Origin of the sequence: Streptomyces sp. NPDC056160, from assembly GCF_042268205.1 — a bacterium.
Taxonomy (GTDB): domain Bacteria; phylum Actinomycetota; class Actinomycetes; order Streptomycetales; family Streptomycetaceae; genus Streptomyces.
The window spans coordinates 1-24220 of sequence record NZ_JBHJUW010000134.1; the positions used below are offsets into that span (position 1 = coordinate 1).

Here is a 24220-nt window from a genome sequence, read left to right on the forward strand (position 1 = left end):
GCCACCGTTACCGCCGCCGCCCCCGCGGCCCTGCCGCTGCTGCGGCGGCCGGCCGCCGCGCCGGCCGCGCTCACCGCCGCCGCCCTGCCCCTCGCGGTCCTGCGGCGCCGCCGCGTCGTCCAGACGCAGCGTCAGCGAGATCCGCTTGCGCGGGATGTCGACGTCCAGGACCTTCACCTTGACGATGTCACCGGGTTTGACCACGTCCCGCGGGTCCTTGACGAAGGTCTTCGACATCGCCGACACGTGCACCAGACCGTCCTGGTGGACACCGACGTCGACGAACGCGCCGAACGCCGCCACGTTCGTCACCACACCCTCCAGGACCATCCCCGAGGACAGGTCGGAGATCTTCTCCACGCCCTCCTTGAAGGTGGCCGTCCTGAAGGCGGGACGCGGGTCGCGGCCCGGCTTCTCCAGCTCCTTGAGGATGTCGGTGACCGTGGGCAGACCGAAGGTGCCGTCCACGAAGTCGGCCGGCCGCAGCGAGCGCAGCACGCCCGTGTTCCCGACGAGGGAGGCCACCTCCTGGCCCGTGGTCTTCACCATCCGCCGCACCACCGGATACGCCTCCGGGTGCACGCTCGATGCGTCCAGCGGGTCGTCGCCGCCACGGATCCTGAGGAAGCCCGCGCACTGCTCGTAGGCCTTCGGGCCGAGCCGCGAGACCTTCTTCAGCTGGGCGCGCGAGGTGAACGGGCCGTTGGCGTCACGGTGCGCCACGATGTTCTCCGCGAGCGAACCGGTCACGCCGGAGACCCGCGAGAGCAGCGGCACGGACGCCGTGTTCACGTCCACCCCGACACCGTTCACACAGTCCTCGACCACCGCGTCCAGGGAGCGGGACAGCTTCACCTCGGACAGGTCGTGCTGGTACTGCCCGACGCCGATCGACTTCGGGTCGATCTTCACCAGTTCGGCCAGCGGGTCCTGGAGCCGGCGCGCGATGGACACCGCGCCGCGCAGCGACACGTCCATGCCGGGCAGCTCCTGGGAGGCGTAGGCGGAGGCCGAGTACACGGACGCGCCCGCCTCCGAGACCATCACCTTGGTGAGCTTCAGCTCCGGGTGCTTGCCGATCAGCTCACCGGCGAGCTTGTCGGTCTCCCGTGACGCCGTGCCGTTGCCGATGGCGACCAGCTCGACCGCGTGCTCCTTCGCCAGGCGGGCCAGCTTGGCGATGGCCTCGTCCCACCTGTTGGCCGGAACGTGCGGGTGGATCACGTCCGTGGCGACGACCTTGCCGGTCGCGTCCACCACGGCGACCTTCACCCCCGTGCGGAAGCCGGGGTCCAGGCCCAGCGTCGCGCGGGTGCCGGCCGGGGAGGCCAGCAGCAGGTCACGCAGGTTGGCCGCGAAGACGTTCACCGCCTCGTCCTCGGCGGCCGTCCGCAGCCGCAGCCTGAGGTCGATGCCGAGGTGCACGAGGATCCGGGTGCGCCAGGCCCAGCGGACCGTGTCCGTCAGCCACTTGTCGCCGGGCCGGCCGCGGTCGGCGATGCCGAAGCGGTGCGCCACCGTCCCCTCGTACGACGACGGTCCCTCGGTGGCCTCCTCGGGCTCCAGGACGAGGTCCAGGACCTCCTCCTTCTCACCGCGCAGCATCGCGAGGATCCGGTGCGAGGGAAGCTCGGTGAACGGCTCGGTGAAGTCGAAGTAGTCGGCGAACTTCGCGCCCGCCTCCTCCTTGCCCTCGCGCACCTTCGCGGCCAGCCGCCCGCGCACCCACATGCGTTCGCGCAGCTCGCCGATCAGGTCGGCGTCCTCGGAGAACCGCTCGGTGAGGATCGCCCGGGCCCCGTCGAGCGCGGCCTGCGCATCGGCCACCCCCTTGTCCGCGTCGACGAAGGCCGCCGCCGCGGCCGACGGCTCCACGCCCGGGTCGCCGAGCAGGCCGTCCGCCAGCGGCTCCAGGCCCGCCTCCCGCGCGATCTGCGCCTTCGTCCGCCGCTTCGGCTTGAACGGCAGGTAGATGTCCTCCAGCCGGGCCTTGGTCTCGGCGCCCCGGATCCGCGCCTGGAGTTCGTCGGTGAGCTTGCCCTGCTCGCGCACCGAGTCCAGGATCGCGGCCCGCCGGTCCTCCAGTTCCCGCAGATAGCGCAGCCGCTCCTCGATCGTGCGCAGCTGCGCGTCGTCGAGCGTCTCCGTCGCTTCCTTGCGGTAGCGGGCGATGAAGGGCACCGTCGAACCGCCGTCGAGCAACTCCACGGCGGCTCTGACCTGCCGCTCCCTGACGCCGAGCTCCTCGGCGATCCTGCCTTCGATGGACCCTGTGAGGGGTGTCGTCACGATCCCGTACCGCCTTCTCCACTTCGGGTTGCGCCGCAATTGTGGCAGGCGGCACCGACATCCGGGGAGCAGGGCGGGGCCCGGCGGGGCGCGTCGCCGGCGAGGGCCCCGCCGTCCACCGGCCGGCGGCCCCGGCGGGCGCATGGCCGAAAAGGTGGGAAATCCGTCGTTGCGGCCGTCCGCGGGGCTGCCGAGAATCGGGGCCATGTGGCAGCGAACCGTTCTCGTCGTCCTCTTCGACGGCGTACAGAGTCTGGACGTCACCGGTCCCGTGGAGGTCTTCGCCGGAGCGGAGAAGCACACCCCGGGCACCTACCGCATCCGTACGGCCTCCCTGGACGGCGGCCCCGTGCGCACCTCCAGCGGCCTGGCCCTCGTACCGGACACCGCGCTCGCGGACGCGCCCGCGCCGCACACCCTCCTCGTCCCCGGCGGCGAGGGCACCCGCCGGGGCGATCCGCGCCTGGTCGAGTGGGTGCGCGGGCACGGGCCGCGCGCTCCCCGTCTGGTCTCGGTGTGCACCGGCGCGATCCTGCTGGCCGAGGCGGGCCTGCTGGACGGCCGCCGGGCCACCACGCACTGGGCGTACTGCGCGAAGCTCGCCCGGGACCACCCGGCGGTGCGGGTCGACGCCGACCCGATCTTCGTACGGGACGGCCACGTGGTCACCTCGGCCGGCGTCACGGCGGGCATCGACCTGGCCCTCGCCCTCGTGGAGGAGGACCTGGGCCGGGACGCCGCACTGGCCGTCGCCCGCCACCTCGTGGTGTTCCTGCGCAGGCCGGGCAACCAGGCGCAGTTCAGCGCCCAGCTCACGGCCCAGACGGCCCACCGAGACCCGCTCCGGGACGTCCAGCAGTGGATCACCGAGCACCCGGCCGGCGACCTGGGCGTCGAGGCGCTCGCCGCCCGTGCCGCGCTCTCCCCGCGCCACTTCGCCCGCGCCTTCCAGGCCGAGACGGGCACGACCCCGGGCCGGTACGTCGACCGGGTCCGCCTCGAACACGCCCGGCGCCTGCTGGAGGACACCGCTGACGGCATCGCCGGGATCTCCCGGGCCAGCGGCTACGGCACGCCCGAGGCCATGCGGCGCGCCTTCCTGCGCACGCTCGGCACCTCGCCGGCGGAGTACCGGCGCCGCTTCCGCCCGGCCCCGGCCACCCCCTGACCGGAGCCCACCGCACCCACCGCACGCCCGGTCGACCGAGCGAACCACCGAAGGGAAGCCCATGCAGATCGCCATCCTCCTCTACGACCGCTTCACCGCGCTCGACGCCGTCGGGCCCTACGAGACCCTGGGCCGCCTGCCCGGTGCGGACACCGTGTTCGTCGCCGAGCGGACCGGCCCGGTGCGCGCCGACACCGGGAACCTCGCGCTCACCGCCGACCGCACCCTGGCGGACGTGCCGTCCCCCGACGTCGTGGTCGTCCCCGGCGGCCCCGGGCAGACGCCCCAGATGGAGAACGGCACGCTGCTGGACTGGCTGCGCGCCGCCGACGCCACCAGCACCTGGACCACGTCCGTGTGCACAGGCTCCCTGCTGCTGGCCGCCGCCGGGCTGCTCCGGGGCCGCCGCGCGACCTCCCACTGGCTGGCCCTCGATCAGCTGGAGACCTACGGCGCCGAGCCCACGGGGGAGCGGGTGGTCGTCGACGGCAAGTACGTGACCGCCGCCGGCGTCTCCTCCGGCATCGACATGGGGCTCACGCTGCTCGGCCGGATCGCGGGCGACGAGACGGCCCAGGCCGTCCAGCTCCTCACCGAGTACGACCCGCAGCCGCCCTACGACGCGGGATCCCCGCAGAAGGCACCGGCCCACCTGGTGGAGAAGTTCCGCGCCGACAGCCGCCACCTGTCCTAGGCCGCGGCCCGGCCGGGGCCCCTACCCGACGCTCCACGTGAAGCGCGGGGCCCTGCGCTGAAGGAAGGCGGCGACGCCCTCGGCGGTGTCGCCGCTGCCGCGTGCCTGGGCGGTCCAGTGGGCGTCCCGGTCCGTGCGGCCGTCCGCGAACTCCTTGGCCGCGGCCTGGGTCAGCTGGGAGCGTGCGGTCAGGACGCGGGTGAACTCCGCCACGCGCTTGCCGAGTTCGCCCTCGGGCAGCACCTCGTCGACCAGCCCGGTGCCGAGCGCGCGCTGCGCGTCGATCAGTTCGCCGGAGAAGAGCAGGTACTTGGCGCGGGCCGGCCCCACCAGGGACACCAGCCGCCGGGTCGCGGAGGCGGGATAGACGATCCCGAGTTTCGCCGGGGTCAGCCCGAACAGCGCGCCCTCCTCCGCGAACCGCAGATCACAGGCCGCCGCGAGCTGCGCCCCGCCCCCGACACAGTGCCCGCGCACCGCGGCCAGGGTCGGCTTGGGGAAGACGGCGAGCGCCTCCTCGGCGAGCACGGCCAGGTGCTGCGCCTCCTCGGGCGACTCGCGCAGCGTGGAGATGTCCGCGCCGGCGCAGAACGTCCCGTCCGCGCCCGTCAGCACCAGCGCCCGTACGCCCGGGTCGGCGGCCAGGCGGTCCAGGAGCGGCGGCAGCGCCCGCCACATGCCGGCCGTCATGGCGTTGCGCTTGGCCGGGTGGTGGACGACGACGGTGGCGACCGCGTCGGTCACGTCGTGCAGCAGCTGCGGCTCCATGGAGCGGATGCTATCCGCCCGAGAGGGTGTTCGATCGCGACCGGGGGTGCCCGTGGAACCCGTACAACCCGAAAAGTTCGCAAACAGGACGCGGGCCGACCAGAACCGGTCGGATTCACGGCAGCGGGTGACAGAAACGCTCGGAAAGGGCTGGGAACCGGCTGACTTGCGCTCAGTTCTTGGGGTCGCGCGCCGCGGTACCAACACTCGTCGTGTGGTGACAATCGAGCGCGAGGGTGGCGACCGGACGATGGACAACCACGGGCGCGGGGACGGCCCGCGCCCAGCGGGCGGCACGGCGGCCCCCCTGCACGGCGCACCGCCGCCCCCGCTGCCGTACGAGGGCGTCTGGCGGTTCACCGCGCCCGCCGTCGACGCCTCCGTCCCGCAGGCCCGGCACGCCGTGCGCGACCTGCTGCTGCGCCAGGGCGTACCGGCCTCGGGCGACCTGGTCCACGGCCTGCTGCTGATCGTGTCCGAGCTGGTCACGAACGCCGTCCGGCACGCGGCGGTGCTCTCCCCGATGCTCGCCGTGGAGGTCGCCGTCGGCGCCGAGTGGCTGCGGGTCTCCGTCGAGGACGGCCACCCCTACCGGCCGACCGCGCTGGAGACCGACCACGGGCGGACCGGAGGGCGCGGGCTGCTGCTCGTGCGCGAGATCGCCCGGGAGGCGGGCGGGGCCTGCGACGTCGAGCACACGGCGAGCGGCGGCAAGGTGATCTGGGCCGCCCTGCCGCTCACCCCCGCCGTCCAGGACTCCTAGGAGAACCCCGCGCACCCCGGCCGGCTCACCAGCCCGCGGGGCCGGTCAGCTCCCTGACGGCCGGGCGGGCCGCGTCCAGGACGGTCATGAACCATGCGGAGAACGGGTCGCGCGCGTGCCGCTCGGCAAGCTCCTCGGGCGCCACGAAGGCGGTGGCGCCGACCTCCTCCGGGTCGGGCCGCAGCGGCGACTGCACCAGGCCGACGAAGAGGTGGTTGAACTCCTGCTCCACCAGGCCCGACGCCGGGTCCGGGTGGTTGTAGCGGACGGTTCCCGCCTCGGCCATCAGGGTCGGGGAGACCCCCAGCTCCTCGTACGTGCGCCGGGCCGCCGCCGCGAAGGGCGCCTCGCCGGGGTAGGGGTGACCGCAGCAGGTGTTGGACCACACCCCGGGGGAGTGGTACTTGCCGAGCGCCCGCTGCTGGAGCAGCAGCCGGCCCTGCTCGTCGAAGAGGAACACGGAGAAGGCGCGGTGCAGCTGCCCCGGCGGCTGGTGCGCGGCGAGCTTCTCCGCGGTGCCGATCGTCACGCCGTCCTCGTCGACGAGTTCCAGCAAGATCGCGTCCGCGGTGCCGTTCGACGAGCTGTGCGTCGCGGTGGCAGGTGTGATCGGCATACCCATCCTTCGCATCGGTCCTCGAGCCCCAAGTCTGCCGCACGAAACCGGCACCCCCGGCACTTCCCGGCGTACCGCATGTCCTCGCGCCGGGCGGGGACACGGCTCTCGCCGGGCCGTCACCGAAAGGGGACCCGGTGACTGATCGTGCCCTGCCGGGCGCCGCCGGAACCGTCCGGGCACCCCGGCGGACCGGGGGCCGCGAGGGCGCTCAGTGGCACAGACGCGCCTCGTGCTCGGCGTGCCCGCCGGGCTCCAGCTGGAAGGTGCAGTGCTCCACGTCGAAGTGGTGGCCGAGGCAGCCCTGCAGTTCGTGCAACAGCTTTTCGTGGCCGATGGCGCTCAGCACCTCGGTACTGACCACCACGTGCGCGGACAGTACCGGAAGACCCGAGGTGATCGTCCAGGCGTGCAGGTCGTGCACGTCCTCGACGCCGTCCAGCGCCAGGATGTGCGCCCGCACCTCGTCCATGTCGACGTTCTTCGGGGCGGCCTCCAGGAGCACGTCCAGGGTCTCGCGCAGCAGCTTGACCGTGCGCGGCACGATCAGCAGGCCGATGGCCAGCGAGGCGATCGGGTCGGCGGCCTGCCAGCCGGTGAGCAGGATCACCGCCGCCGAGATCATGACGGCCAGCGAGCCGACCGCGTCCGCGGCCACCTCCAGGAACGCGCCCCGCACGTTCAGGCTCTCGCGCTGGCCGCGCATCAGCAGCGTCAGCGAGACCGAGTTCGCCACCAGGCCGATCAGACCGAACACGATCATCAGCCCGCCGTTCGTCCCGGCGGGCGCGACGAACCGCTGCACCGCCTCGTACAGGACGTACCCGCCGACACCGAGCAGCAGCAGACAGTTGGCGAGCGCGGCGAGGATCTCGGCGCGGGCGTAGCCGAAGGTGCGGTTCCCGCTCGGCGGGCGGTTCGCGAAGTGGATGGCGAGCAGCGCCATGCCGAGCCCGAGGGCGTCCGTCGCCATGTGGGCGGCGTCCGCCACCAGCGCGAGGGAGTCGGCGAGCACGCCGCCGACGATCTCGACCACCATGACGGCGAGCGTGATCGACAGGGCGACGCGCAGCGTGCCGCGGTGCGCGGCCGCCGCCGTGCCGGTGGCGCCGTGCGCGTGCCCGTGGTCGTGACCGGCCCCCATCAGCCTCTCCGTCCTCGTGGGTCCCGCCCGGATCCCCGCCCGGGCGGGGACCAGTCAACTACGGGTGGGGGGTATGGGGCAACGCGGCACTGAACACCGTTGTCATGTGCCCTGACCTGCGCAAACGATCCGCAGGTCAGAACGTTTCGGCAGGTTCCGCGCGCCGCGTGTCGGGGCTGCGAGGAGCGGCGCGGCGCACCGGACCGCGGGGTACGGGGGCAGGGCGCAGGGCGCAGGGAACACGGGGGCCGCGGCACCCCGCCACCGCTGCCCCGCCCCTCCCGCCACCTGCCGCCGGTCGTCCGACGTGATCGTCCGACGTGATCGTTCGGGGTGATCGTCTGGGGTGAATGCCCGATCTGGTACGGAGTTTGTGGCCCGGCCCCCGGATCACCGATGATGATCTCGGCGCAGGCTGCGGCCAGATGACGTTGATCGGCCCGTGAACGGGTGGTGAACGCGGGCTTCCCGGCATCCGATAGCCTCTGCCGACATGCCGCCCGGCCGCCCCGGGGCAAGCGGCACCCCTCCACCATGCACATGACCGGCGCCCACGCGCCGGCACCAGGGAGTGAGTTCGGTTGTCGACCGCCATCCTCACCGGCCAGCCGGTCCCCGGATCGTCGATCGAGGCCGATCTGCGGTCCCTCGGCTTCGACGTGCGGTTCGCCGAGGACGTCGGTGACGCCGAGACCCTCCTCGCCCGGGTACCGGGCGAGGAGCGGGTCGCCGTCGTCGACGCCCGGTTCGTCGGGCACACGCACGCCCTGCGCCTCGGCCTGACCGACCCCCGCTTCCCGCTCGCCGCCGTCCCCGGCGCCGTCACCGCGCAGCCCACCGGCCGGCAGGCCCTGACCCGCGCGATGGCCCGCGAGAACTCCGCCGGCGGCGGCACGGCGCTCGCCGTCGACAGCGTCGCCGACCGGGTCGTCGACGCCCTGCACGCCGACGGCGCCGGCGTGCACCACCCCGAACTCGGCAGCCTCGTCGCCGTCGTCCCCGCCGACCCCCAGGCCCGCAACGAGGCACGGCAGGCCGTCGCCGCCGTCGACGACGAGGCCGTCCGCCTGAAGTCGGCCGTCAAGGCCCGCGACGGGTTCTTCACCACGTTCTTCATCAGCCCGTACTCGCGCTACATCGCGCGCTGGTGCGCACGCCGCGGCCTGACCCCCAACCAGGTCACCACCGCCTCCCTGCTCACCGCGCTCATAGCGGCCGGCTGCGCCGCCACCGGCACCCGCGGCGGCTTCGTCGCCGCCGGCGTGCTGCTCATCGCCTCGTTCGTCCTGGACTGCACCGACGGCCAGCTCGCCCGCTACTCGCTGCAGTACTCCACCCTCGGCGCCTGGCTGGACGCCACCTTCGACCGGGCCAAGGAGTACGCGTACTACGCCGGACTCGCGCTCGGCGCGGCCCGCGGCGGGGACGACGTGTGGGCCCTCGCGCTCGGCGCCATGGTCCTGCAGACCTGCCGGCACGTCGTCGACTTCTCCTTCACCGAGGCCAACCACGACGCCACCGCCAACACCAGCCCCACCGCCGCCCTGTCCGACAAGCTCGACAGCGTCGGCTGGACGGTCTGGCTGCGCCGCATGATCGTCCTGCCCATCGGCGAACGCTGGGCCATGATCGCCGTCCTGACGGCCGCCACCACCCCCCGCATCACCTTGTACGTCCTGCTCGTCGGCTGCGCCTTCGCGGCGACGTACACGACCGCCGGACGCCTGCTGCGCTCGGTGACCCGCCGGGCCACCCGCACCGACCGCGCGGCCCAGGCGCTCGCGGACCTCGCCGACAGCGGCCCGCTCGCCGAGGGCCTCGCCCGTGCGCTGCACGGCCCCGCCCGCAAGCTGCCCGGCATCACCGCGCCCGCCGTCGCCCTGCTCGGCGCCATCGCCGTGGTCGCCTGCTCCGCCCTGACCGGCTTCGGCGGCTTCTGGCCGGTCGTCGGCGCCCTGGTCTACGTCCTCACCTCGGCGCTCGCCGTCGCCCGCCCCCTCAAGGGCGCCCTGGACTGGCTGGTCCCGCCGTTCTTCCGCGCCGCCGAGTACGGCACCGTGCTGGCCCTGGCCGCCCGCGCCGACGTGAACGGAGCCCTTCCGGCGGCTTTCGGGCTGGTGGCGGCCGTCGCCTACCATCACTACGACACGGTGTACCGCATCCGCGGCGACGCCGGAGCGCCGCCGGCCCGCCTGGTGCGCGCCATCGGGGGGCAGGAGGGGCGGACGCTGCTCGTCACCGTGCTGGCGGCGCTGCTCACCCTCGCGCAGTTCAAGGCCGCGCTCACGGTCCTCGCCGTGCTCGTGGCCCTGGTGGTGCTCGCCGAGAGCATCCGCTTCTGGGTGGCCGCCCACAAGGGCGGCGCGCCCGCCGTACACGACGAAGGAGAACCCGCATGATCGGCCTCGTGCTGGCGGCAGGCGCCGGACGGCGCCTGCGTCCCTACACCGACACCCTGCCCAAGGCGCTGGTGCCGGTCGGGCCCGCGGGCATAGAGGACGGCTCCGACGGGCTCACCGTCCTCGACCTCACCCTCGCCAACTTCGCCGAGATCGGCCTGACCGAGGCGGGCGTCATCGTCGGCTACCGCAAGGAGGCCGTGTACGAGCGCAAGGCGGCCCTGGAGCAGAAGTACGGCCTGAAGCTCACCCTCATCGACAACGACAAGGCCGAGGAGTGGAACAACGCCTACTCCCTGTGGTGCGGCCGTGACGCCCTCAAGGACGGCGTGATCCTCGCCAACGGCGACACCGTCCACCCGGTCTCCGTGGAGAAGACGCTGCTCGCCGCCCGCGGCGACGGCAAGCGGATCATCCTCGCCCTGGACACCGTCAAGCAGCTCGCCGACGAGGAGATGAAGGTCGTCGTCGATCCCGCCACCGGTGTGCGGCGCATCACCAAGCTGATGGACCCGGCCGAGGCGACCGGCGAGTACATCGGCGTCACCCTCATCGAGGGCGAGGCCGCCGCCGACCTGGCCGACGCGCTGAAGGCCACCTTCGAGCGGGACCCCCAGCTCTACTACGAGGACGGCTACCAGGAGCTGGTCGACCGCGGCTTCCGCATCGACGTGGCACCGATCGGCGACGTCGACTGGGTCGAGATCGACAACCACGACGACCTCGCCAGGGGACGGGAGATCGCGTGCCGGTACTGACGCGGCTGATCCCGTCGCCGGTCGCCGTCGACATCCGCCGGGGGGCACTCGACGACCTCGCCGTGATCCTCTCCGACCAGCGGATCTCGCCCTCGGGCCGGCTGGCCTTCGCCATCAGCAACGGCTCAGGACGGGTGCTGCGCGAGCGGTTCGCCCCGGCGTTCCCCGGCGCCGACTGGTTCGAGGACGCCGACGGCACCATCGACGGCGCGGTCAGGCTCGCCGACTCCATCAAGAAGGCCGGCCGCTACGACGCGGTGGTCGGCCTCGGCGGCGGCAAGGTCATCGACTGCGCCAAGTACGCGGCGGCCCGCGTGGGCCTGCCGCTGGTCGCGGTGGCCACCAACCTGGCCAACGACGGGCTGTGCTCGCCGGTCGCCACCCTGGACAACGACGCGGGCCGCGGCTCGTACGGAGTGCCCAATCCGATCGGCATCGTCATCGACCTCGATGTGATCCGTGAGGCACCCGTCCGTTACGTCCAAGCCGGCATCGGCGACGTGATCTGCAAGATCTCCGCCGTGGCCGACTGGGAACTGTCGCACCGCGAGACCGGCGAGAAGGTCGACGGCCTCGCCGCCGCGATGGCCCGCCAGGCCGCCGAGGCCGTGCTGCGCCATCCCGGGGGCATCGGCGACGACTCGTTCCTCACGACACTCTCCGAGTCGCTGGTGCTGTGCGGCATCTCCATGTCGGTGGCCGGGGACAGCCGCCCCGCCTCGGGCGCCTGCCACGAGATCAGCCACGCGTTCGACCTGTGCTTCCCCAAGCGCAGCGCGCTCCACGGCGAGCAGTGCGGCCTCGGCGGCGCGTTCGCCACGCACCTGCGCGGCGACACGCAGACGGCCGGGCTGATGGCCGAGGTGCTGCGCCGGCACGGGCTGCCGGTGCTGCCGCAGGACATCGGCTTCACGGTGGACGAGTTCGTCCGCGCCGTGGAGTTCGCCCCCGAGACCCGGCCCGGCCGCTACACGATCCTCGAACACCTCGACCTCAAGACCGACCAGATCAAGGACGCCTACGCCGACTATGTCAAGGCCATCGGTAGCTGAACTCAGACCGGTCGTGCACCCCGCGGGGGTCAAGGACCGGCGCAGCGGCGAGCACTGGATGGGACGCCTCTACATGCGTGAGGTGTCCCTGCGGGTCGACCGCTACCTGGTGAACACCAGGGTCACGCCCAACCAGCTCACGTACCTGATGACCGTGTGCGGTGTCCTCGCCGCCCCGGCGCTGCTGGTGCCGGGCGTGTGGGGCGCGGTGCTCGGCGTCGTCGCGGTCCAGCTCTACCTGCTGCTGGACTGCGTCGACGGAGAGGTGGCCCGCTGGAAGCAGCAGTTCTCGCTCGGCGGTGTCTACCTGGACCGGGTCGGCGCCTACCTGACCGACGCGGCCGTCCTGGTCGGCCTCGGGCTGCGCGCCGCCGACCTGTGGGGCACCGGGCGGATCGACTGGCTGTGGGCCTTCCTGGGCACGCTGGCCGCGCTCGGCGCGATCCTGATCAAGGCCGAGACGGACCTGGTCGGCGTGGCCCGCCACCAGGGCGGGCTCCCCCCGGTCAAGGAGAGCGCCGCCGAGCCGCGCTCCTCCGGGGTGGCGCTGGCCCGCCGGGCCGCCGCGGCGCTCAAGTTCCACCGGCTGATCCTCGGCATGGAGGCGTCCCTGCTGATCCTGGTCCTCGCGGTCGTGGACCAGATACGGGGAGACCTGTTCTTCACCCGGCTCGGCACGGCCGTCCTGGCCGGCATCGCGCTCCTGCAGACGCTGCTGCACCTGGTGTCCGTCCTGGCCTCCAGCAGGCTGAAGTGAGCGCGCCCATGAAGGTCGGGGCCGTCGTCATCACCATGGGCAACCGCCCCGAGGAACTGCGCGCGCTGCTCGACTCCGTGGCGAAGCAGGACGGCGACCCGGTCGAGGTCGTCGTCGTCGGCAACGGCTCACCCGTCCCGGAGGTCCCCGAGGGCGTACGGACGGTCGAACTGCCGGAGAACCTCGGCATCCCCGGCGGGCGCAACGTCGGCATCGAGGCCTTCGGCCCCGGCGGCACGGACGTCGACATCCTGCTCTTCCTCGACGACGACGGCCTCCTCGCCCGTACCGACACCGCCGAGCTGTGCCGCCGCGCCTTCGCCGCCGACGAGAAGCTGGGGATCATCAGCTTCCGCATCGCCGACCCCGACACCGGGGCCACCCAGCGCCGCCACGTGCCGCGGCTGCGGGCCTCCGACCCGATGCGCTCCTCCCGCGTCACCACCTTCCTCGGCGGCGCCAACGCCTGCCGCACCAGGGTCCTCGCCGAGGTCGGCGGCCTGCCGGACGAGTTCTTCTACGCCCATGAGGAAACCGACCTGGCGTGGCGGGCCCTGGACGCGGGCTGGCTGATCGACTACCGGTCCGACATGGTGCTGAACCACCCCACGACCGCGCCCTCGCGGCACGCGGTCTACCACCGCATGGTCGCCCGCAACCGGGTCTGGCTGGCCCGCCGCAACCTCCCCGCCCCGCTCGTCCCGGTCTACCTGGGCGTGTGGATGCTCCTCACGCTCGCCCGCCGCCCCTCGCGCCCGGCCCTGAAGGCCTGGTTCGGCGGGTTCCGGGAGGGCTGGGCGACACCGTGCGGACCGCGCCGGCCCATGCGGTGGCGCACGGTGTGGCGGCTCACCCGGCTGGGCCGGCCGCCGGTCATCTGACAAGCTCGTTGCCGGGCAGCACCGGCCACGCCCGGCCGCTGCCCGTGCCATGCCCGTCCATCCGCACAGGCTGCGCATCTCGAAGACGAAAGTATTTCCCTTGTGAGTGAGACAACGCATGACGGCTCTGTCGCCCTCGGCGCGGCACCGCCGCCCGACGAGGGCCTTCCTGCGGACCGGCTCGCCGCCAAGTACGGCCTGTCCGTCAGCGGCGCCCGGCCCGCGCTCATCGAGTACGTACGCCAGCTGTGGGGCAGGCGCCACTTCATCCTCGCCTTCTCCCAGGCGAAGCTGACCGCCCAGTACAGCCAGGCCAAGCTCGGCCAGCTCTGGCAGGTGGTGACGCCGCTGCTGAACGCGGCCGTGTACTACTTCATCTTCGGCGTCATCCTCAAGGCCAACCGGGGCCTGTCGCACGACACCTACCTGCCGTTCCTGGTCACCGGCGTGTTCGTCTTCACCTTCACGCAGAACTCGGTCATGGCCGGTGTCCGGGCCATCTCCGGCAACCTCGGCCTGGTGCGGGCGCTGCACTTCCCGCGGGCCTCGCTGCCGGTCTCGTTCGCGCTGCAGCAGCTCCAGCAGCTGCTGTTCTCGATGATCGTGCTGTTCATCATGGTCATCGCCTTCGGCAGCTTCCCGGCGATGTCCTGGCTGCTGATCGTCCCGGCGCTGGCGCTGCAGTTCCTGTTCAACACTGGCCTGTCGCTGATCGTGGCCAGGATGGGCGCCAAGACGCCCGACCTGGCCCAGCTGATGCCGTTCATCATGCGGACCTGGATGTACGCGTCGGGCGTGATGTTCTCCATCGACAGCATGCTCAAGGGCCGGCCGGAGTGGTTCATCCGGCTGATGCAGGTCAACCCGGCCGCCGTCTACATGGACCTCATGCGTTTCGCGCTGATCGACGGCTACGGCGCCTCGCACCTCCCGCCGCACGTCTGGGCCATCGCGCTGCTGTGGGCCGTGGTCTTCTTCGCCGGCGGTTTCGTGTACTTCTGGAAGGCGGAGGAGAGGTACGGCCGTGGCTGAGCAGAACACCGGCAGGGACGCGGTGCGCGAGGGCGGGGCCAAGATCCCCACCGTCATCGCGGACCAGCTGCACATCGTCTACCGCGTCAACGGCGCGAAGAGCGGCAAGGGCAGCGCCACCGCGGCCCTCAGCCGGATCCTGAAGCGGGGCAAGGACGAATCGGCGCGCGGTGTGCGCAAGGTGCACGCCGTCAAGGGCGTCTCCTTCGTCGCCTACCGCGGCGAGGCCGTCGGCCTGATCGGTTCCAACGGTTCGGGCAAGTCCACCCTGCTGCGGGCCATCGCAGGACTGCTCCCGGCCGAGAAGGGCAAGGTCTACACCGACGGCCAGCCCTCCCTGCTCGGCGTGAACGCGGCCCTGATGAACGACCTGACCGGCGAGCGCAACGTCATCCTCGGCGGCCTGGCCATGGGCATGTCCCGCGAGGACATCAAGGCGCGCTACCAGGAGATCGTGGACTTCTCGGGCATCAACGAGAAGGGCGACTTCATCACGCTGCCGATGCGGACGTACTCCTCGGGCATGGCGGCGCGGCTGCGGTTCTCCATCGCCGCCGCCAAGGACCACGACGTCCTGATGATCGACGAGGCGCTGGCCACCGGTGACCGCAAGTTCCAGAAGCGGTCCGAGGAGCGCATCCGCGAGCTGCGCAAGGAAGCGGGCACCGTGTTCCTGGTGAGCCACAACAACAAGTCGATCCGGGACACCTGCGACCGGGTCCTGTGGCTGGAACGCGGGGAACTGCGCATGGACGGGCCCACGGACGAGGTGCTCAAGGAGTACGAGAAGTTCACGGGTAAATAGAACGACGCGGGGGCGGGGTCCCGCCGGAACTTTCCGGCGGGGCCCTTCGTCCGTAAAGGAACCGTCAACTCCCGCGGTCGAAAGGAATCTTGACGGCGATCGGTGTGTTCTTGTGATCTGCGGGACACCCCCCCTGCGACCCCCGGCGTTGTACAACGTAAGCTGTACCGGTCCCGGAAAGCGGCAAGTGGGGAGATAATGCGCGACACCCTCCGCCAGGGCCGCTGCCCGGAGGGCCGGGCGGCGTGTCCGAAATAGTGTGTGTTGGGTCGGCAGTGTAGAACGGGAGATGTGACGGCAATGGCTACGGAAACTCCCCTGCTCACCGCAGCACGTGCCGTCCCCGCGCCGGGCAGCGGACGATGACGCGGGTGAATACGGCGCTCGATCCGGAACGCGCCACACTCGACAAGGCCGCGGGTGAGAACTTCCCCGTGGCACCGTTCTTCCTGCCCCGGGCCTGGCGCACCGACCTGATGGCCGTCTACGGCTTCGCCCGCCTGGTCGACGACATCGGCGACGGCGACCTGGCCCCCGGCGGCGCCGACGCCCGGCTGCTCGGCGTGGAGCCCGAGCGCGCCGGGGACCGCCTCGTCCTCCTCGACGCCTTCGAGGCCGACCTGCGCCGCGTCTTCGACGGCACCCCGCACCACCCCCTGCTGCGCCGCCTGCAGCCCACCGTGCGCCGGTGCTCGCTGTCCCCCCAGCCGTTCCTCGGCCTGATCGCCGCCAACCGCCAGGACCAGCTCGTCGCCCGGTACGAGACCTACGACGACCTCCTGGCCTACTGCGAGCTGTCCGCCAACCCCGTCGGCCGCCTCGTCCTCGCCGTCACCGGAACCTCGACCCCCGAGCGGATCCGCCGCTCCGACGCGATCTGCACCGCCCTGCAGATCGTCGAGCACCTCCAGGACGTCGCGGAGGACCTCGCGCGCGACCGCATCTACCTGCCCGCCTCGGACATGAAGCGCTTCCACGTCCAGGAGGCGGATCTCGCCACACCCACCGCGGGCGCATCGGTGCGCGCACTGGTCGCGTACGAAGCCGAACGCGCCCGTGAACTCCTGAATGAAGGCGCCCCCCTGGTGGGTAGCGTCCACGGCAGGCTGAAGCTGCTGCTCGCGGGGTTCGTGGCAGGGGGGAGGGCGGCGATCCGCGCGATCGCCGCCGCCGAACACGACGTACTTCCCGGCCCGCCCAAGCCCGGCAAGGTCCAGTTGCTGCGCGAGGTGGGCGTGACTCTGCGAGGAGAGGGGTGATCCGGAGCGTGGAGTCGGAACAGCACGCGTCCGCACCGGTACTCGCTGCCTACAGCTACTGCGAGGCCGTCACCGGACAGCAGGCCCGCAACTTCGCGTACGGCATCCGGCTGCTGCCGGCGCCCAAGCGCCGCGCCATGTCGGCGCTGTACGCGTTCTCGCGGCGCGTCGACGACATCGGTGACGGCGCGCTGGCGGACGCCGTCAAGGAAGCCCGGCTCAAGGACACGAGGGCCCTGCTCGGCCGGATCCGCGAGGGCGCGGTCGAGGACGACGACACCGACCCCGTCGCGGTCGCGCTCGCCCACGCCGCCCGCACCTTCCCGATCCCGCTCGGCGGCCTGGACGAACTCATCGACGGCGTCCTCGCCGACGTCCGCGGCGAGACGTACGAGACCTGGGACGACCTGAAGGTCTACTGCCGGTGCGTCGCCGGGGCCATCGGACGGCTCTCCCTCGGCGTGTTCGGCACCGAGCCCGGCGCGCGCGGCGCCGAGCGCGCCCCCGAGTACGCCGACACGCTGGGCCTGGCCCTGCAACTGACCAACATCCTGCGCGACGTGCGCGAGGACGCCCAGGGCGGCCGCACCTACCTGCCCGCCGACGACCTCGCCAAGTTCGGCTGCTCGGCCGGCTTCCAGGGGCCCACCCCGCCCGAGGGCTCCGACTTCGCGGGCCTCGTCCACTTCGAAGTACGGCGTGCCCGCGCCCTGTTCGCGGAGGGCTACCAGCTGCTGCCCATGCTGGACAGGCGCAGCGGCGCCTGCGTCGCCGCCATGGCCGGCATCTACCGCCGCCTGCTCGACCGCATCGCACGCGAGCCCGAGGCCGTGCTGCGCGGCCGGGTCTCCCTGCCCGGCCGTGAGAAGGCGTACGTCGCGGTCCGCGGACTGTCCGGGCTGGACACCCGGCACGTGAGCAGGCAGGCCGTCAGGAGGCACGCCTGATGCGGCAGGAGGACGAGCAGCAGCACGCGGGCGACGACCCGCGGGCAACCCTGCGGTGCCGGACGGCGTCACTGACGGCGACGGCAGGCCGGGGAGCACGCGCCCACCGCGGCGGACGGACAGGGGAGGGCGCACGATGACGGACGGGACGCGACCGGGCGGACCACTCGCGGCGGCGGTGCCCGGGCGGCACGCCGTCGTCGTCGGCGGCGGACTCGCGGGCCTGACCGCCGCGCTCGCCCTCGCCGACGCCGGGGTGCGCGTGACGCTGCTCGAAAGTCGGCCGCGCCTTGGCGGCCTCGCCTTCTCCTTCCGGCGCGGCGACCTCACCGTCGACAACGGACAGCACGTCTACCTGCGCTGCTGCACCGCCTACCGCTGGTTCCTCGACCGGATCGAGGGCGCCGCGCTCGCCCCGCTGCAGGACCGGCTCGACGTGCCCGTCCTCGACGCGGCCAGACCCGAGGGACGGCGGCTCGGCAGACTGCGCCGCGACGCGCTGCCCGTACCCCTGCACCTAGGGCGCAGCCTGGCCACCTACCCGCACCTCTCGCTCGCCGAGCGCGCCCGGGTGGGCCGCGCCGCGCTCGCCCTCAAGGCACTGGACCCGGCCGACCCGGCCCTGGACTCCCAGGACTTCGGCAGCTGGCTGGCCGCGCACGGCCAGTCGCCCCGTGCCGTCGAGGCACTGTGGGACCTCGTGGGGGTCGCCACCCTCAACGCGGTCGCCTCCGACGCCTCACTGGGGCTGGCCGCGATGGTGTTCAAGACCGGTCTGCTGTCCGAGCCGGGCGCGGCCGACATCGGCTGGGCCCGCGCCCCGCTGGGCGAACTGCACGACCGCCTCGCCCGCAAGGCGCTCGACTCCGCGGGCGTCCGTACCGAGGTCCGTACACGCGTCACCTCCGTCTCCACCAACGAGAACGGCGGCTGGAGCGTTCAGGTTCCCGGCGAGACGCTCCAGGCCGACACCGTCGTCCTCGCCGTACCCCAGCGCGAGGCCCACGGCCTGCTGCCGACGGGTGCCCTGGACGCCCCCGAACGGCTGCTCGACATCGGCACCGCGCCCATCCTCAACGTGCACGTCGTCTACGACCGCAAGGTCCTCGCCCGGCCGTTCGTCGCCGCCCTCGGCACCCCGGTGCAGTGGGTCTTCGACCGCACCGACGCCTCCGGACTGAAGCAGGGGCAGTACCTGGCCCTGTCCCAGTCGGTGGCCCACGACGAGATCGACGCCCCCGTCGCCGAACTGCGCGAGCGCTACCTGCCCGAGCTGCGCCGGCTGCTGCCGCGAGCCCGCGGCGCCGAGGTGAAGGACTTCTTCGTGACCCGGGAGCGCACGGCGACGTTCGCCCCCACCCCCGGCGTCGGACGGCTGCGCCCCGGCGCCCGCACCAAGGCACCCGGCCTCTACCTGGCCGGAGCGTGGACCGCCACCGGATGGCCCGCGACCATGGAGAGCGCGGTGCGCAGCGGCGTGAGCGCCGCCGACGCCGCGCTGCGCGCCCTGGGCCGGCCCCGCCCGAGCCGTCTCTTCACCCTGAAGGAGACGGCCCCCTCCGCCTTCCCGGGGGACACCCCCCGGGGCCCCGGCCGACAACCGGGAGAGACCGGCGCCGCCCAGCGAGGAGGGACCCGGTGAAGGTCCACCGCCCGCCCGCCGCGGGCTCCAGGCCCTGTCGTCACGTTCCCGCCTGCCCCACGACGCCATGCGCGCCCGGCCCCGCCGGTACCGCGACCAGAGGAGAGACTGTGCCCACTGTGCCCCCGGCCTCGCCGGCCGCTCGGCAGACCGCGGTGGACGTGTCCGCGCTGCTGGAGCGCGGCCGGACCCTGGCCACTCCGGTCCTGCGGGAGGCCGTCGACCGCCTGGCCCCTCCCATGGACACCGTCGCCGCCTACCACTTCGGCTGGATCGACGCGGCGGGCAACCCGGCGCACGGTGACGGGGGCAAGGCCGTGCGCCCCGCCCTCGCGGTGCTCTCAGCCGAGGTCACCGGCGCCGCGCCCGAGGTCGGCATCCCCGGCGCGGTCGCCGTCGAGCTCGTGCACAACTTCTCCCTGCTGCACGATGACCTCATGGACGGCGACGAACAGCGCCGCCACCGCGACACCGTCTGGAAGGTGCACGGCCCCGCCCAGGCCATCCTCGTCGGCGACGCCCTGTTCGCCCTCGCGGGCGAGGTGCTGCTGGAGCTGGGCACCGTCGAGGCCGGCCGCGCCGCCCGCCGGCTCACCGCCGCCAGCCGCGCCCTGATCGACGGCCAGGCCCAGGACATCTCCTACGAGCACCGCGACCGTGTCACCGTCGCCGAGTGCCTGGAGATGGAGGGCAACAAGACCGGCGCACTGCTCGCCTGCGCCAGCTCCATCGGCGCAGTGCTCGGCGGCGCCGACGACGCGACCGCCGACACCCTGGAGAAGTACGGCCACCACCTCGGCCTGGCCTTCCAGGCCGTCGACGACCTCCTCGGCATCTGGGGCGACCCGGAGGCCACCGGCAAGCAGACCTGGAGCGACCTGCGCCAGCGCAAGAAATCCCTGCCCGTGGTGGCCGCGCTCGCGGCGGGCGGAGAAGCCTCCGAGCGGCTCGGCGAGATCCTCGCCGCCGACGCCAAGGCAAGCGACTTCGAGAACTTCTCCGAAGAGGAGTTCGCGGCCCGCGCCGCCCTCATCGAGGAGGCGGGCGGCCGCGAGTGGACGGCCCGTGAGGCGCGCCGTCAGCACACCATCGCCATCGAAGCCCTCGACTCCGTGAACATGCCCGACCGGGTCCGGTCCGCTTTCACCGAGCTCGCCGACTTCGTCGTCGTACGAAAGAGATGATCACTATCGCAACCACCCTCGCGTAGTCGCCGGCCGGTGCCGAAAGGTTTCGGGCACCGGTCGACGGCGGACCCACAGCAGCACGACTTGCACGACTGCACGAAGGGGAAGCCATGACAGCGACGACCGACGGAAGCACCGGGGCCGCACTGCCGACCCGCGCTGCCGCGGCCAGCGAAAGCGTACTCACCACCCCCGTGACGGCCGGGGTACAAGAAGCCGCCGCACACGCCACCCGGCGTGCCACCGACTTCCTGCTCGCGCAGCAGGACGCCGAGGGCTGGTGGAAGGGCGACCTCGAGACGAACGTCACGATGGACGCCGAGGACCTGCTCCTGCGCCAGTTCCTGGGTATCGCCGACGAGGCGACCACCCGCGCCGCCGCCCTCTTCATCCGCGGCGAGCAGCGCGAGGACGGCACCTGGGCCACCTTCTACGGCGGCCCGGGCGAACTGTCCACCACCATCGAGGCCTACGTCGCCCTCCGGCTGGCCGGCGACGCCCCCGACGACCCGCACATGGCGAAGGCGGCGGCCTGGGTCCGCGCCCGGGGCGGAATCGCCGCCTCCCGCGTCTTCACCCGGATCTGGCTCGCCCTGTTCGGCTGGTGGAAGTGGGACGACCTGCCGGAGATGCCGCCGGAGCTGATCTGGTTCCCCGACTGGATGCCGCTCAACATCTACGACTTCGGCTGCTGGGCCCGGCAGACCATCGTGCCGCTCACCGTCGTCTCGGCCAAGCGCCCGGTGCGCCCCGCGCCGTTCCCGCTGGACGAACTGCACACCGACCCGCTGCGGCCCAACCCGCCCCGGCCGCTCGCCCCGGCGGCGAGCTGGGACGGCGTCTTCCAGCGCCTGGACAAGGGCTTGCAGGCGTTCCGCAAGGTGGCGCCGAAGCGGCTGCGCAGGGCCGCGATGAACGCCGCCGTCCGCTGGATCATCGAACGGCAGGAGAACGACGGCTGCTGGGGCGGGATCCAGCCGCCCGCCGTGTACTCCGTCATCGCCCTGCACCTGATGGGCTACGACCTCAACCACCCCGTGATGCGGGCGGGCCTGGAGTCGCTGGACCGCTTCACGGTGTGGCGCGAGGACGGCGCCCGGATGATCGAGGCCTGCCAGTCCCCGGTGTGGGACACCTGCCTGGCCACCATCGCGCTCGCCGACGCTGGTGTGCCCGCCGACCACCCGCAACTGGTGAAGGCCGCCGACTGGATGCTCGGCGAGCAGATCGTGCGCCCCGGGGACTGGTCGGTACGCCGCCCCGGACTGCCGCCCGGCGGCTGGGCTTTCGAGTTCCACAACGACAACTACCCCGACATCGACGACACCGCGGAGGTGGTCCTCGCCCTGCGCCGGGTCCGCCACCACGACCCGGAACGCGTGGACAAGGCCATCGGCCGCGGAGTCCGCTGGAACCTCGGGATGCAGTCGAGGAACGGCGCCTGGGGCGCCTTCGACGTCGACAACACCAGTCCCTTCCCCAACCGGCTGCCGTTCTGCGACTTCGGCGAGGTCATCGACCCGCCGTCGGCGGACGTGACCGCGCACGTCGTGGAGATGCTCGCCGTCGAGGGCATGTCCCGCGACCCGCGCACCCGGCGCGGCATCCAGTGGCTGCTCGCCGAACAGGAGGCGAACGGCTCCTGGTTCGGCCGCTGGGGCGTCAACTACGTCTACGGCACCGGCTCCGTCGTACCCGCGCTGACCGCCGCGGGCCTGCCCGGCTCCCACCCGGCGATCCGCCGCGCGGTGGCCTGGCTGGAGAGCGTGCAGAACGACGACGGCGGCTGGGGCGAGGACCTGCGCTCCTACGAGCACAGCAAGGAGTGGAGCGGCAAGGGCGCCTCCACCGCCTCGCAGACCGCGTGGGCGCTGATGGCACTGCTCGCGGCCGGCGAGAAGGACTCCAAGGCGGTCGAGCGCGGCGTCCAGTGGCTGGCGGACACCCAGCGCGAGGACGGCTCGTGGGACGAGCCGTACTTCACCGGCACCGGCTTCCCCTGGGACTTCTCCATCAACTACCACCTGTACCGGCAGGTCTTCCCGCTCACCGCCCTCGGCCGCTACGTCCACGGCGACCCCTTCGCCGACCGGGCGCCGGGCAACCGGCCCCGCGTCGAGGCCCAGGCGAGCTGATGAACACACGGCCCGCCCCGGACCCGCTGCTGATCGCCTGCGCGCTCGGCATCGAGCACCTCGCCCTGCGCAGCGGTGAGCGCGGCGCGCGGCGGGCGGGCCGGCGGCGCCCCGCGGGCGCACCGGAGCGGCACGGCGCCGAAGGACCGGTGAACATCCTGCGCACCGGCATGGGCCCGCGGGCGGCGGAACGCTCCGTCACCCGGGCCCTCGCCGAGCCCGCGCTGGCCGGGGCGGCCGTGCTGGCCACGGGCTTCTGCGCCGGTCTCGCCCCCGGCATGCACCCCGGCGACCTGGTCGTCGCCGAGGAGACCCGGGACCCGCGCTCCACGGTTGCCTGCGTCGGCACCGAACTGCTGGTCAAGGAACTCGTCCGGGCCCTGCCCGGCCGCACCGTCCACACCGGGCCCGTCACCGGCTCCGACCACGTCGTGCGCGGTCCCGAGCGGTCCGAACTGCGCGCCACCGGCGCGATCGCGGTCGACATGGAATCGGCGGCCACGCTGCTGAGCGCCGTCCGTGCGGGCGGCCGCCCGGTCGCGGCCGTCCGGGTGGTCGTGGACGCCCCGGAACACGAACTCGTACGCATCGGCACGGTGCGCGGCGGCATATCCGCCGTCCGCGTTCTCCGTGCCGTCCTCCCTACTTTCTTCGAATGGCACCGTAATGTGCTGCTCCCCAGGAGGTGAGCCAGATGGCCATGCCACTGCGTCAGTCCATCAAGGTCGCTACATATCTGGCCGAACAGAAGCTGCGCAAGCGGGACAAGTTCCCGCTGATCGTGGAGCTCGAGCCGCTTTTCGCCTGCAACCTCAAGTGCGAGGGCTGCGGCAAGATCCAGCACCCGGCCGGGGTGCTCAAGCAGCGCATGCCGGTCGCCCAGGCCGTGGGTGCCGTGCTGGAGTCGGGCGCCCCGATGGTGTCCATCGCGGGCGGTGAGCCCCTGATGCACCCGCAGATCGACGAGATCGTGCGCCAGCTGGTGGCCAAGCGGAAGTACGTCTTCCTGTGCACCAACGCCATGCTGCTGCGCAAGAAGATGGACAAGTTCAAGCCGTCCCCCTACTTCGCCTTCGCAGTGCACATCGACGGCCTGCGCGAGAGGCACGACGAGTCCGTGGCGAAGGAGGGTGTGTTCGACGAGGCCGTGGCGGCCATCAAGGAGGCCAAGCGGCGCGGCTTCCGGGTGACCACCAACTCGACCTTCTTCAACACCGACACCCCCCAGACCATCGTCGAGGTCCTCAACTTCCTCAACGACGACCTGAAGGTCGACGAGATGATGATCTCGCCCGCCTACGCATACGAGAAGGCGCCCGACCAGGAGCACTTCCTCGGCGTGGAGCAGACCCGCGAGCTGTTCCGGAAGGCCTTCTCGGGCGGCAACCGGCTGCGCTGGCGGCTCAACCACTCCCCGCTGTTCCTCGACTTCCTCGAGGGCAAGGTCGACTTCCCGTGCACCGCCTGGGCGATCCCGAACTACTCGCTCTTCGGCTGGCAGCGCCCCTGCTACCTGATGAGCGACGGCTACGTCCCGACGTACCGCGAACTCATCGAGAAGACCGACTGGGACAAGTACGGCCGCGGCAAGGACCCGCGCTGCGCCAACTGCATGGCGCACTGCGGCTACGAGCCCACCGCAGTCCTGGCCACCATGGGGTCCCTCAAGGAGTCCCTGCGGGCCATGCGCGAGACCGTCTCGGGAAACCGGGGCTGAGACCATGACGGCCGTTTCCTTGGGCCTTCCCGAGGTGCCGGCCCGGCCGATCGCCGAGCGACGCGTGTCGCGGCGTATCCAGGTCGGGCCGGTGGCCGTCGGGGGCGGGGCCCCGGTGTCGGTGCAGTCGATGACGACGACCCGTACGTCGGACATCGGTGCCACGTTGCAGCAGATCGCGGAGCTGACCGCGTCGGGTTGCCAGAT

23 protein-coding genes are annotated in these 24220 nt (G+C 72.5%); 19 read left to right on the forward strand and 4 right to left on the reverse strand.

Annotation, left to right across the window (positions count from 1 at the left end; genetic code table 11):
• The coding region (locus ACFC02_RS33855; protein ID WP_376365620.1) for a Tex family protein at window positions 1–2289 on the reverse strand (2289 nt) is incomplete at its 3' end.
• A 205-nt stretch (window positions 2290–2494) separates the two neighbouring features.
• Here ACFC02_RS33855 and ACFC02_RS33860 point away from each other — a divergent pair.
• Together ACFC02_RS33860 and ACFC02_RS33865 are read left to right on the forward strand one after the other, a co-directional pair.
• Entirely contained in the window at window positions 2495–3457 is a 963-nt protein-coding gene (locus ACFC02_RS33860; RefSeq protein ID WP_376365622.1) for a GlxA family transcriptional regulator, read from the forward strand.
• Between the two features lie 61 nt (window positions 3458–3518).
• Window positions 3519–4151 carry a DJ-1/PfpI family protein gene (locus ACFC02_RS33865; RefSeq protein WP_376365624.1) on the forward strand — a complete coding sequence of 211 codons (633 nt, stop codon included), beginning with the start codon at window positions 3519–3521 and terminating at the stop codon, window positions 4149–4151.
• A 21-nt stretch (window positions 4152–4172) separates the two neighbouring features.
• Here the strand turns inward: ACFC02_RS33865 and ACFC02_RS33870 are convergent, their stop codons facing one another.
• On the reverse strand, window positions 4173–4919 hold the full coding sequence (locus ACFC02_RS33870; RefSeq protein WP_376365626.1) for an enoyl-CoA hydratase/isomerase family protein: 747 nt from the start codon (window positions 4917–4919) through the stop codon (window positions 4173–4175).
• Window positions 4920–5169: 250 nt separating this feature from the next.
• Between ACFC02_RS33870 and ACFC02_RS33875 the strand changes: the two genes are divergently transcribed.
• A complete protein-coding gene (locus ACFC02_RS33875; protein WP_376365651.1) occupies window positions 5170–5682 on the forward strand; it encodes an ATP-binding protein in 513 nt (170 codons plus the stop codon).
• A 25-nt stretch (window positions 5683–5707) separates the two neighbouring features.
• Here the strand turns inward: ACFC02_RS33875 and idi are convergent, their stop codons facing one another.
• Both idi and ACFC02_RS33885 read right to left on the reverse strand, forming a co-directional pair.
• Window positions 5708–6298 carry an isopentenyl-diphosphate Delta-isomerase gene (gene idi / locus ACFC02_RS33880; protein ID WP_360980113.1) on the reverse strand — a complete coding sequence of 197 codons (591 nt, stop codon included), beginning with the start codon at window positions 6296–6298 and terminating at the stop codon, window positions 5708–5710.
• Window positions 6299–6509: 211 nt separating this feature from the next.
• A complete protein-coding gene (locus tag ACFC02_RS33885; RefSeq protein WP_376365628.1) occupies window positions 6510–7442 on the reverse strand; it encodes a cation diffusion facilitator family transporter in 933 nt (310 codons plus the stop codon).
• A 581-nt stretch (window positions 7443–8023) separates the two neighbouring features.
• Between ACFC02_RS33885 and ACFC02_RS33890 the strand changes: the two genes are divergently transcribed.
• From ACFC02_RS33890 to ACFC02_RS33965, 16 genes are all read left to right on the forward strand, one after another.
• Window positions 8024–9841, forward strand: coding sequence for a DUF5941 domain-containing protein (locus ACFC02_RS33890; RefSeq protein ID WP_376365630.1), 1818 nt, complete (start codon window positions 8024–8026; stop codon window positions 9839–9841).
• Window positions 9838–10599: a phosphocholine cytidylyltransferase family protein gene (locus ACFC02_RS33895; RefSeq protein WP_360980122.1), complete on the forward strand. Its 762-nt coding sequence runs from the start codon at window positions 9838–9840 to the stop codon at window positions 10597–10599. The genes ACFC02_RS33890 and ACFC02_RS33895 overlap by 4 nt, the downstream gene beginning before the upstream one ends.
• Window positions 10587–11651, forward strand: a complete 1065-nt coding sequence (locus tag ACFC02_RS33900) for an iron-containing alcohol dehydrogenase family protein (protein WP_360980125.1) — start codon at window positions 10587–10589, stop codon at window positions 11649–11651. The genes ACFC02_RS33895 and ACFC02_RS33900 overlap by 13 nt, the downstream gene beginning before the upstream one ends.
• A 13-nt stretch (window positions 11652–11664) precedes the next feature.
• Window positions 11665–12408 carry a CDP-alcohol phosphatidyltransferase family protein gene (locus ACFC02_RS33905; protein WP_376365632.1) on the forward strand — a complete coding sequence of 248 codons (744 nt, stop codon included), beginning with the start codon at window positions 11665–11667 and terminating at the stop codon, window positions 12406–12408.
• 8 nt (window positions 12409–12416) lie between these two features.
• A complete protein-coding gene (locus ACFC02_RS33910) occupies window positions 12417–13289 on the forward strand; it encodes a glycosyltransferase family 2 protein (RefSeq protein WP_376365634.1) in 873 nt (290 codons plus the stop codon).
• Between the two features lie 102 nt (window positions 13290–13391).
• The gene (locus tag ACFC02_RS33915; RefSeq protein WP_376365636.1) at window positions 13392–14321 is read left to right on the forward strand and encodes an ABC transporter permease; all 930 of its coding nucleotides are present in this window, start codon (window positions 13392–13394) and stop codon (window positions 14319–14321) included.
• Window positions 14314–15126 carry an ABC transporter ATP-binding protein gene (locus ACFC02_RS33920; protein WP_376365638.1) on the forward strand — a complete coding sequence of 271 codons (813 nt, stop codon included), beginning with the start codon at window positions 14314–14316 and terminating at the stop codon, window positions 15124–15126. The genes ACFC02_RS33915 and ACFC02_RS33920 overlap by 8 nt, the downstream gene beginning before the upstream one ends.
• 362 nt (window positions 15127–15488) lie before the next feature.
• Window positions 15489–16385 (forward strand): squalene synthase HpnC, encoded by an 897-nt coding sequence (gene hpnC / locus ACFC02_RS33925; protein WP_376365640.1) that lies wholly within the window; start codon window positions 15489–15491, stop codon window positions 16383–16385.
• Window positions 16382–17332: a presqualene diphosphate synthase HpnD gene (hpnD, locus tag ACFC02_RS33930; protein WP_376365641.1), complete on the forward strand. Its 951-nt coding sequence runs from the start codon at window positions 16382–16384 to the stop codon at window positions 17330–17332. The genes hpnC and hpnD overlap by 4 nt, the downstream gene beginning before the upstream one ends.
• Window positions 17332–17472 carry a DUF6380 family protein gene (locus ACFC02_RS33935; protein ID WP_360980143.1) on the forward strand — a complete coding sequence of 47 codons (141 nt, stop codon included), beginning with the start codon at window positions 17332–17334 and terminating at the stop codon, window positions 17470–17472. Before hpnD ends, ACFC02_RS33935 begins: the two co-directional genes overlap by 1 nt.
• Window positions 17469–18974 carry a hydroxysqualene dehydroxylase HpnE gene (gene hpnE, locus ACFC02_RS33940; RefSeq protein ID WP_376365644.1) on the forward strand — a complete coding sequence of 502 codons (1506 nt, stop codon included), beginning with the start codon at window positions 17469–17471 and terminating at the stop codon, window positions 18972–18974. Before ACFC02_RS33935 ends, hpnE begins: the two co-directional genes overlap by 4 nt.
• A 119-nt stretch (window positions 18975–19093) precedes the next feature.
• Window positions 19094–20158 carry a polyprenyl synthetase family protein gene (locus ACFC02_RS33945; RefSeq protein WP_376365653.1) on the forward strand — a complete coding sequence of 355 codons (1065 nt, stop codon included), beginning with the start codon at window positions 19094–19096 and terminating at the stop codon, window positions 20156–20158.
• A gap of 113 nt (window positions 20159–20271) precedes the next feature.
• Window positions 20272–22296, forward strand: a complete 2025-nt coding sequence (gene shc, locus ACFC02_RS33950; protein WP_376365646.1) for a squalene--hopene cyclase — start codon at window positions 20272–20274, stop codon at window positions 22294–22296.
• Entirely contained in the window at window positions 22296–22985 is a 690-nt protein-coding gene (locus ACFC02_RS33955; RefSeq protein ID WP_376365648.1) for a 1-hydroxy-2-methyl-2-butenyl 4-diphosphate reductase, read from the forward strand. The genes shc and ACFC02_RS33955 overlap by 1 nt, the downstream gene beginning before the upstream one ends.
• 5 nt (window positions 22986–22990) lie before the next feature.
• A complete protein-coding gene (gene hpnH / locus ACFC02_RS33960; protein ID WP_360980155.1) occupies window positions 22991–24013 on the forward strand; it encodes an adenosyl-hopene transferase HpnH in 1023 nt (340 codons plus the stop codon).
• A gap of 4 nt (window positions 24014–24017) precedes the next feature.
• The coding region (locus ACFC02_RS33965) for a flavodoxin-dependent (E)-4-hydroxy-3-methylbut-2-enyl-diphosphate synthase (protein ID WP_360980158.1) at window positions 24018–24220 on the forward strand (203 nt) is incomplete at its 3' end.

What these genes read in the sequence shown, in the direction of transcription:
- ACFC02_RS33860 (WP_376365622.1), top strand. Translation starts at nt 2,495, where the DNA reads ATGTGGCAGCGAACCGTTCTCGTCGTCCTCTTCGACGGCGTACAGAGT.
- ACFC02_RS33865 (WP_376365624.1), top strand. Translation starts at nt 3,519, where the DNA reads ATGCAGATCGCCATCCTCCTCTACGACCGCTTCACCGCGCTCGACGCC.
- ACFC02_RS33870 (WP_376365626.1), bottom strand. Translation starts at nt 4,919, where the DNA reads ATGGAGCCGCAGCTGCTGCACGACGTGACCGACGCGGTCGCCACCGTC.
- ACFC02_RS33875 (WP_376365651.1), top strand. Translation starts at nt 5,170, where the DNA reads ATGGACAACCACGGGCGCGGGGACGGCCCGCGCCCAGCGGGCGGCACG.
- idi (WP_360980113.1), bottom strand. Translation starts at nt 6,298, where the DNA reads ATGCCGATCACACCTGCCACCGCGACGCACAGCTCGTCGAACGGCACC.
- ACFC02_RS33885 (WP_376365628.1), bottom strand. Translation starts at nt 7,442, where the DNA reads ATGGGGGCCGGTCACGACCACGGGCACGCGCACGGCGCCACCGGCACG.
- ACFC02_RS33895 (WP_360980122.1), top strand. Translation starts at nt 9,838, where the DNA reads ATGATCGGCCTCGTGCTGGCGGCAGGCGCCGGACGGCGCCTGCGTCCC.
- ACFC02_RS33910 (WP_376365634.1), top strand. Translation starts at nt 12,417, where the DNA reads ATGAAGGTCGGGGCCGTCGTCATCACCATGGGCAACCGCCCCGAGGAA.
- hpnC (WP_376365640.1), top strand. Translation starts at nt 15,489, where the DNA reads ATGACGCGGGTGAATACGGCGCTCGATCCGGAACGCGCCACACTCGAC.
- ACFC02_RS33935 (WP_360980143.1), top strand. Translation starts at nt 17,332, where the DNA reads ATGCGGCAGGAGGACGAGCAGCAGCACGCGGGCGACGACCCGCGGGCA.
- hpnE (WP_376365644.1), top strand. Translation starts at nt 17,469, where the DNA reads ATGACGGACGGGACGCGACCGGGCGGACCACTCGCGGCGGCGGTGCCC.
- shc (WP_376365646.1), top strand. Translation starts at nt 20,272, where the DNA reads ATGACAGCGACGACCGACGGAAGCACCGGGGCCGCACTGCCGACCCGC.
- ACFC02_RS33955 (WP_376365648.1), top strand. Translation starts at nt 22,296, where the DNA reads ATGAACACACGGCCCGCCCCGGACCCGCTGCTGATCGCCTGCGCGCTC.
- hpnH (WP_360980155.1), top strand. Translation starts at nt 22,991, where the DNA reads ATGGCCATGCCACTGCGTCAGTCCATCAAGGTCGCTACATATCTGGCC.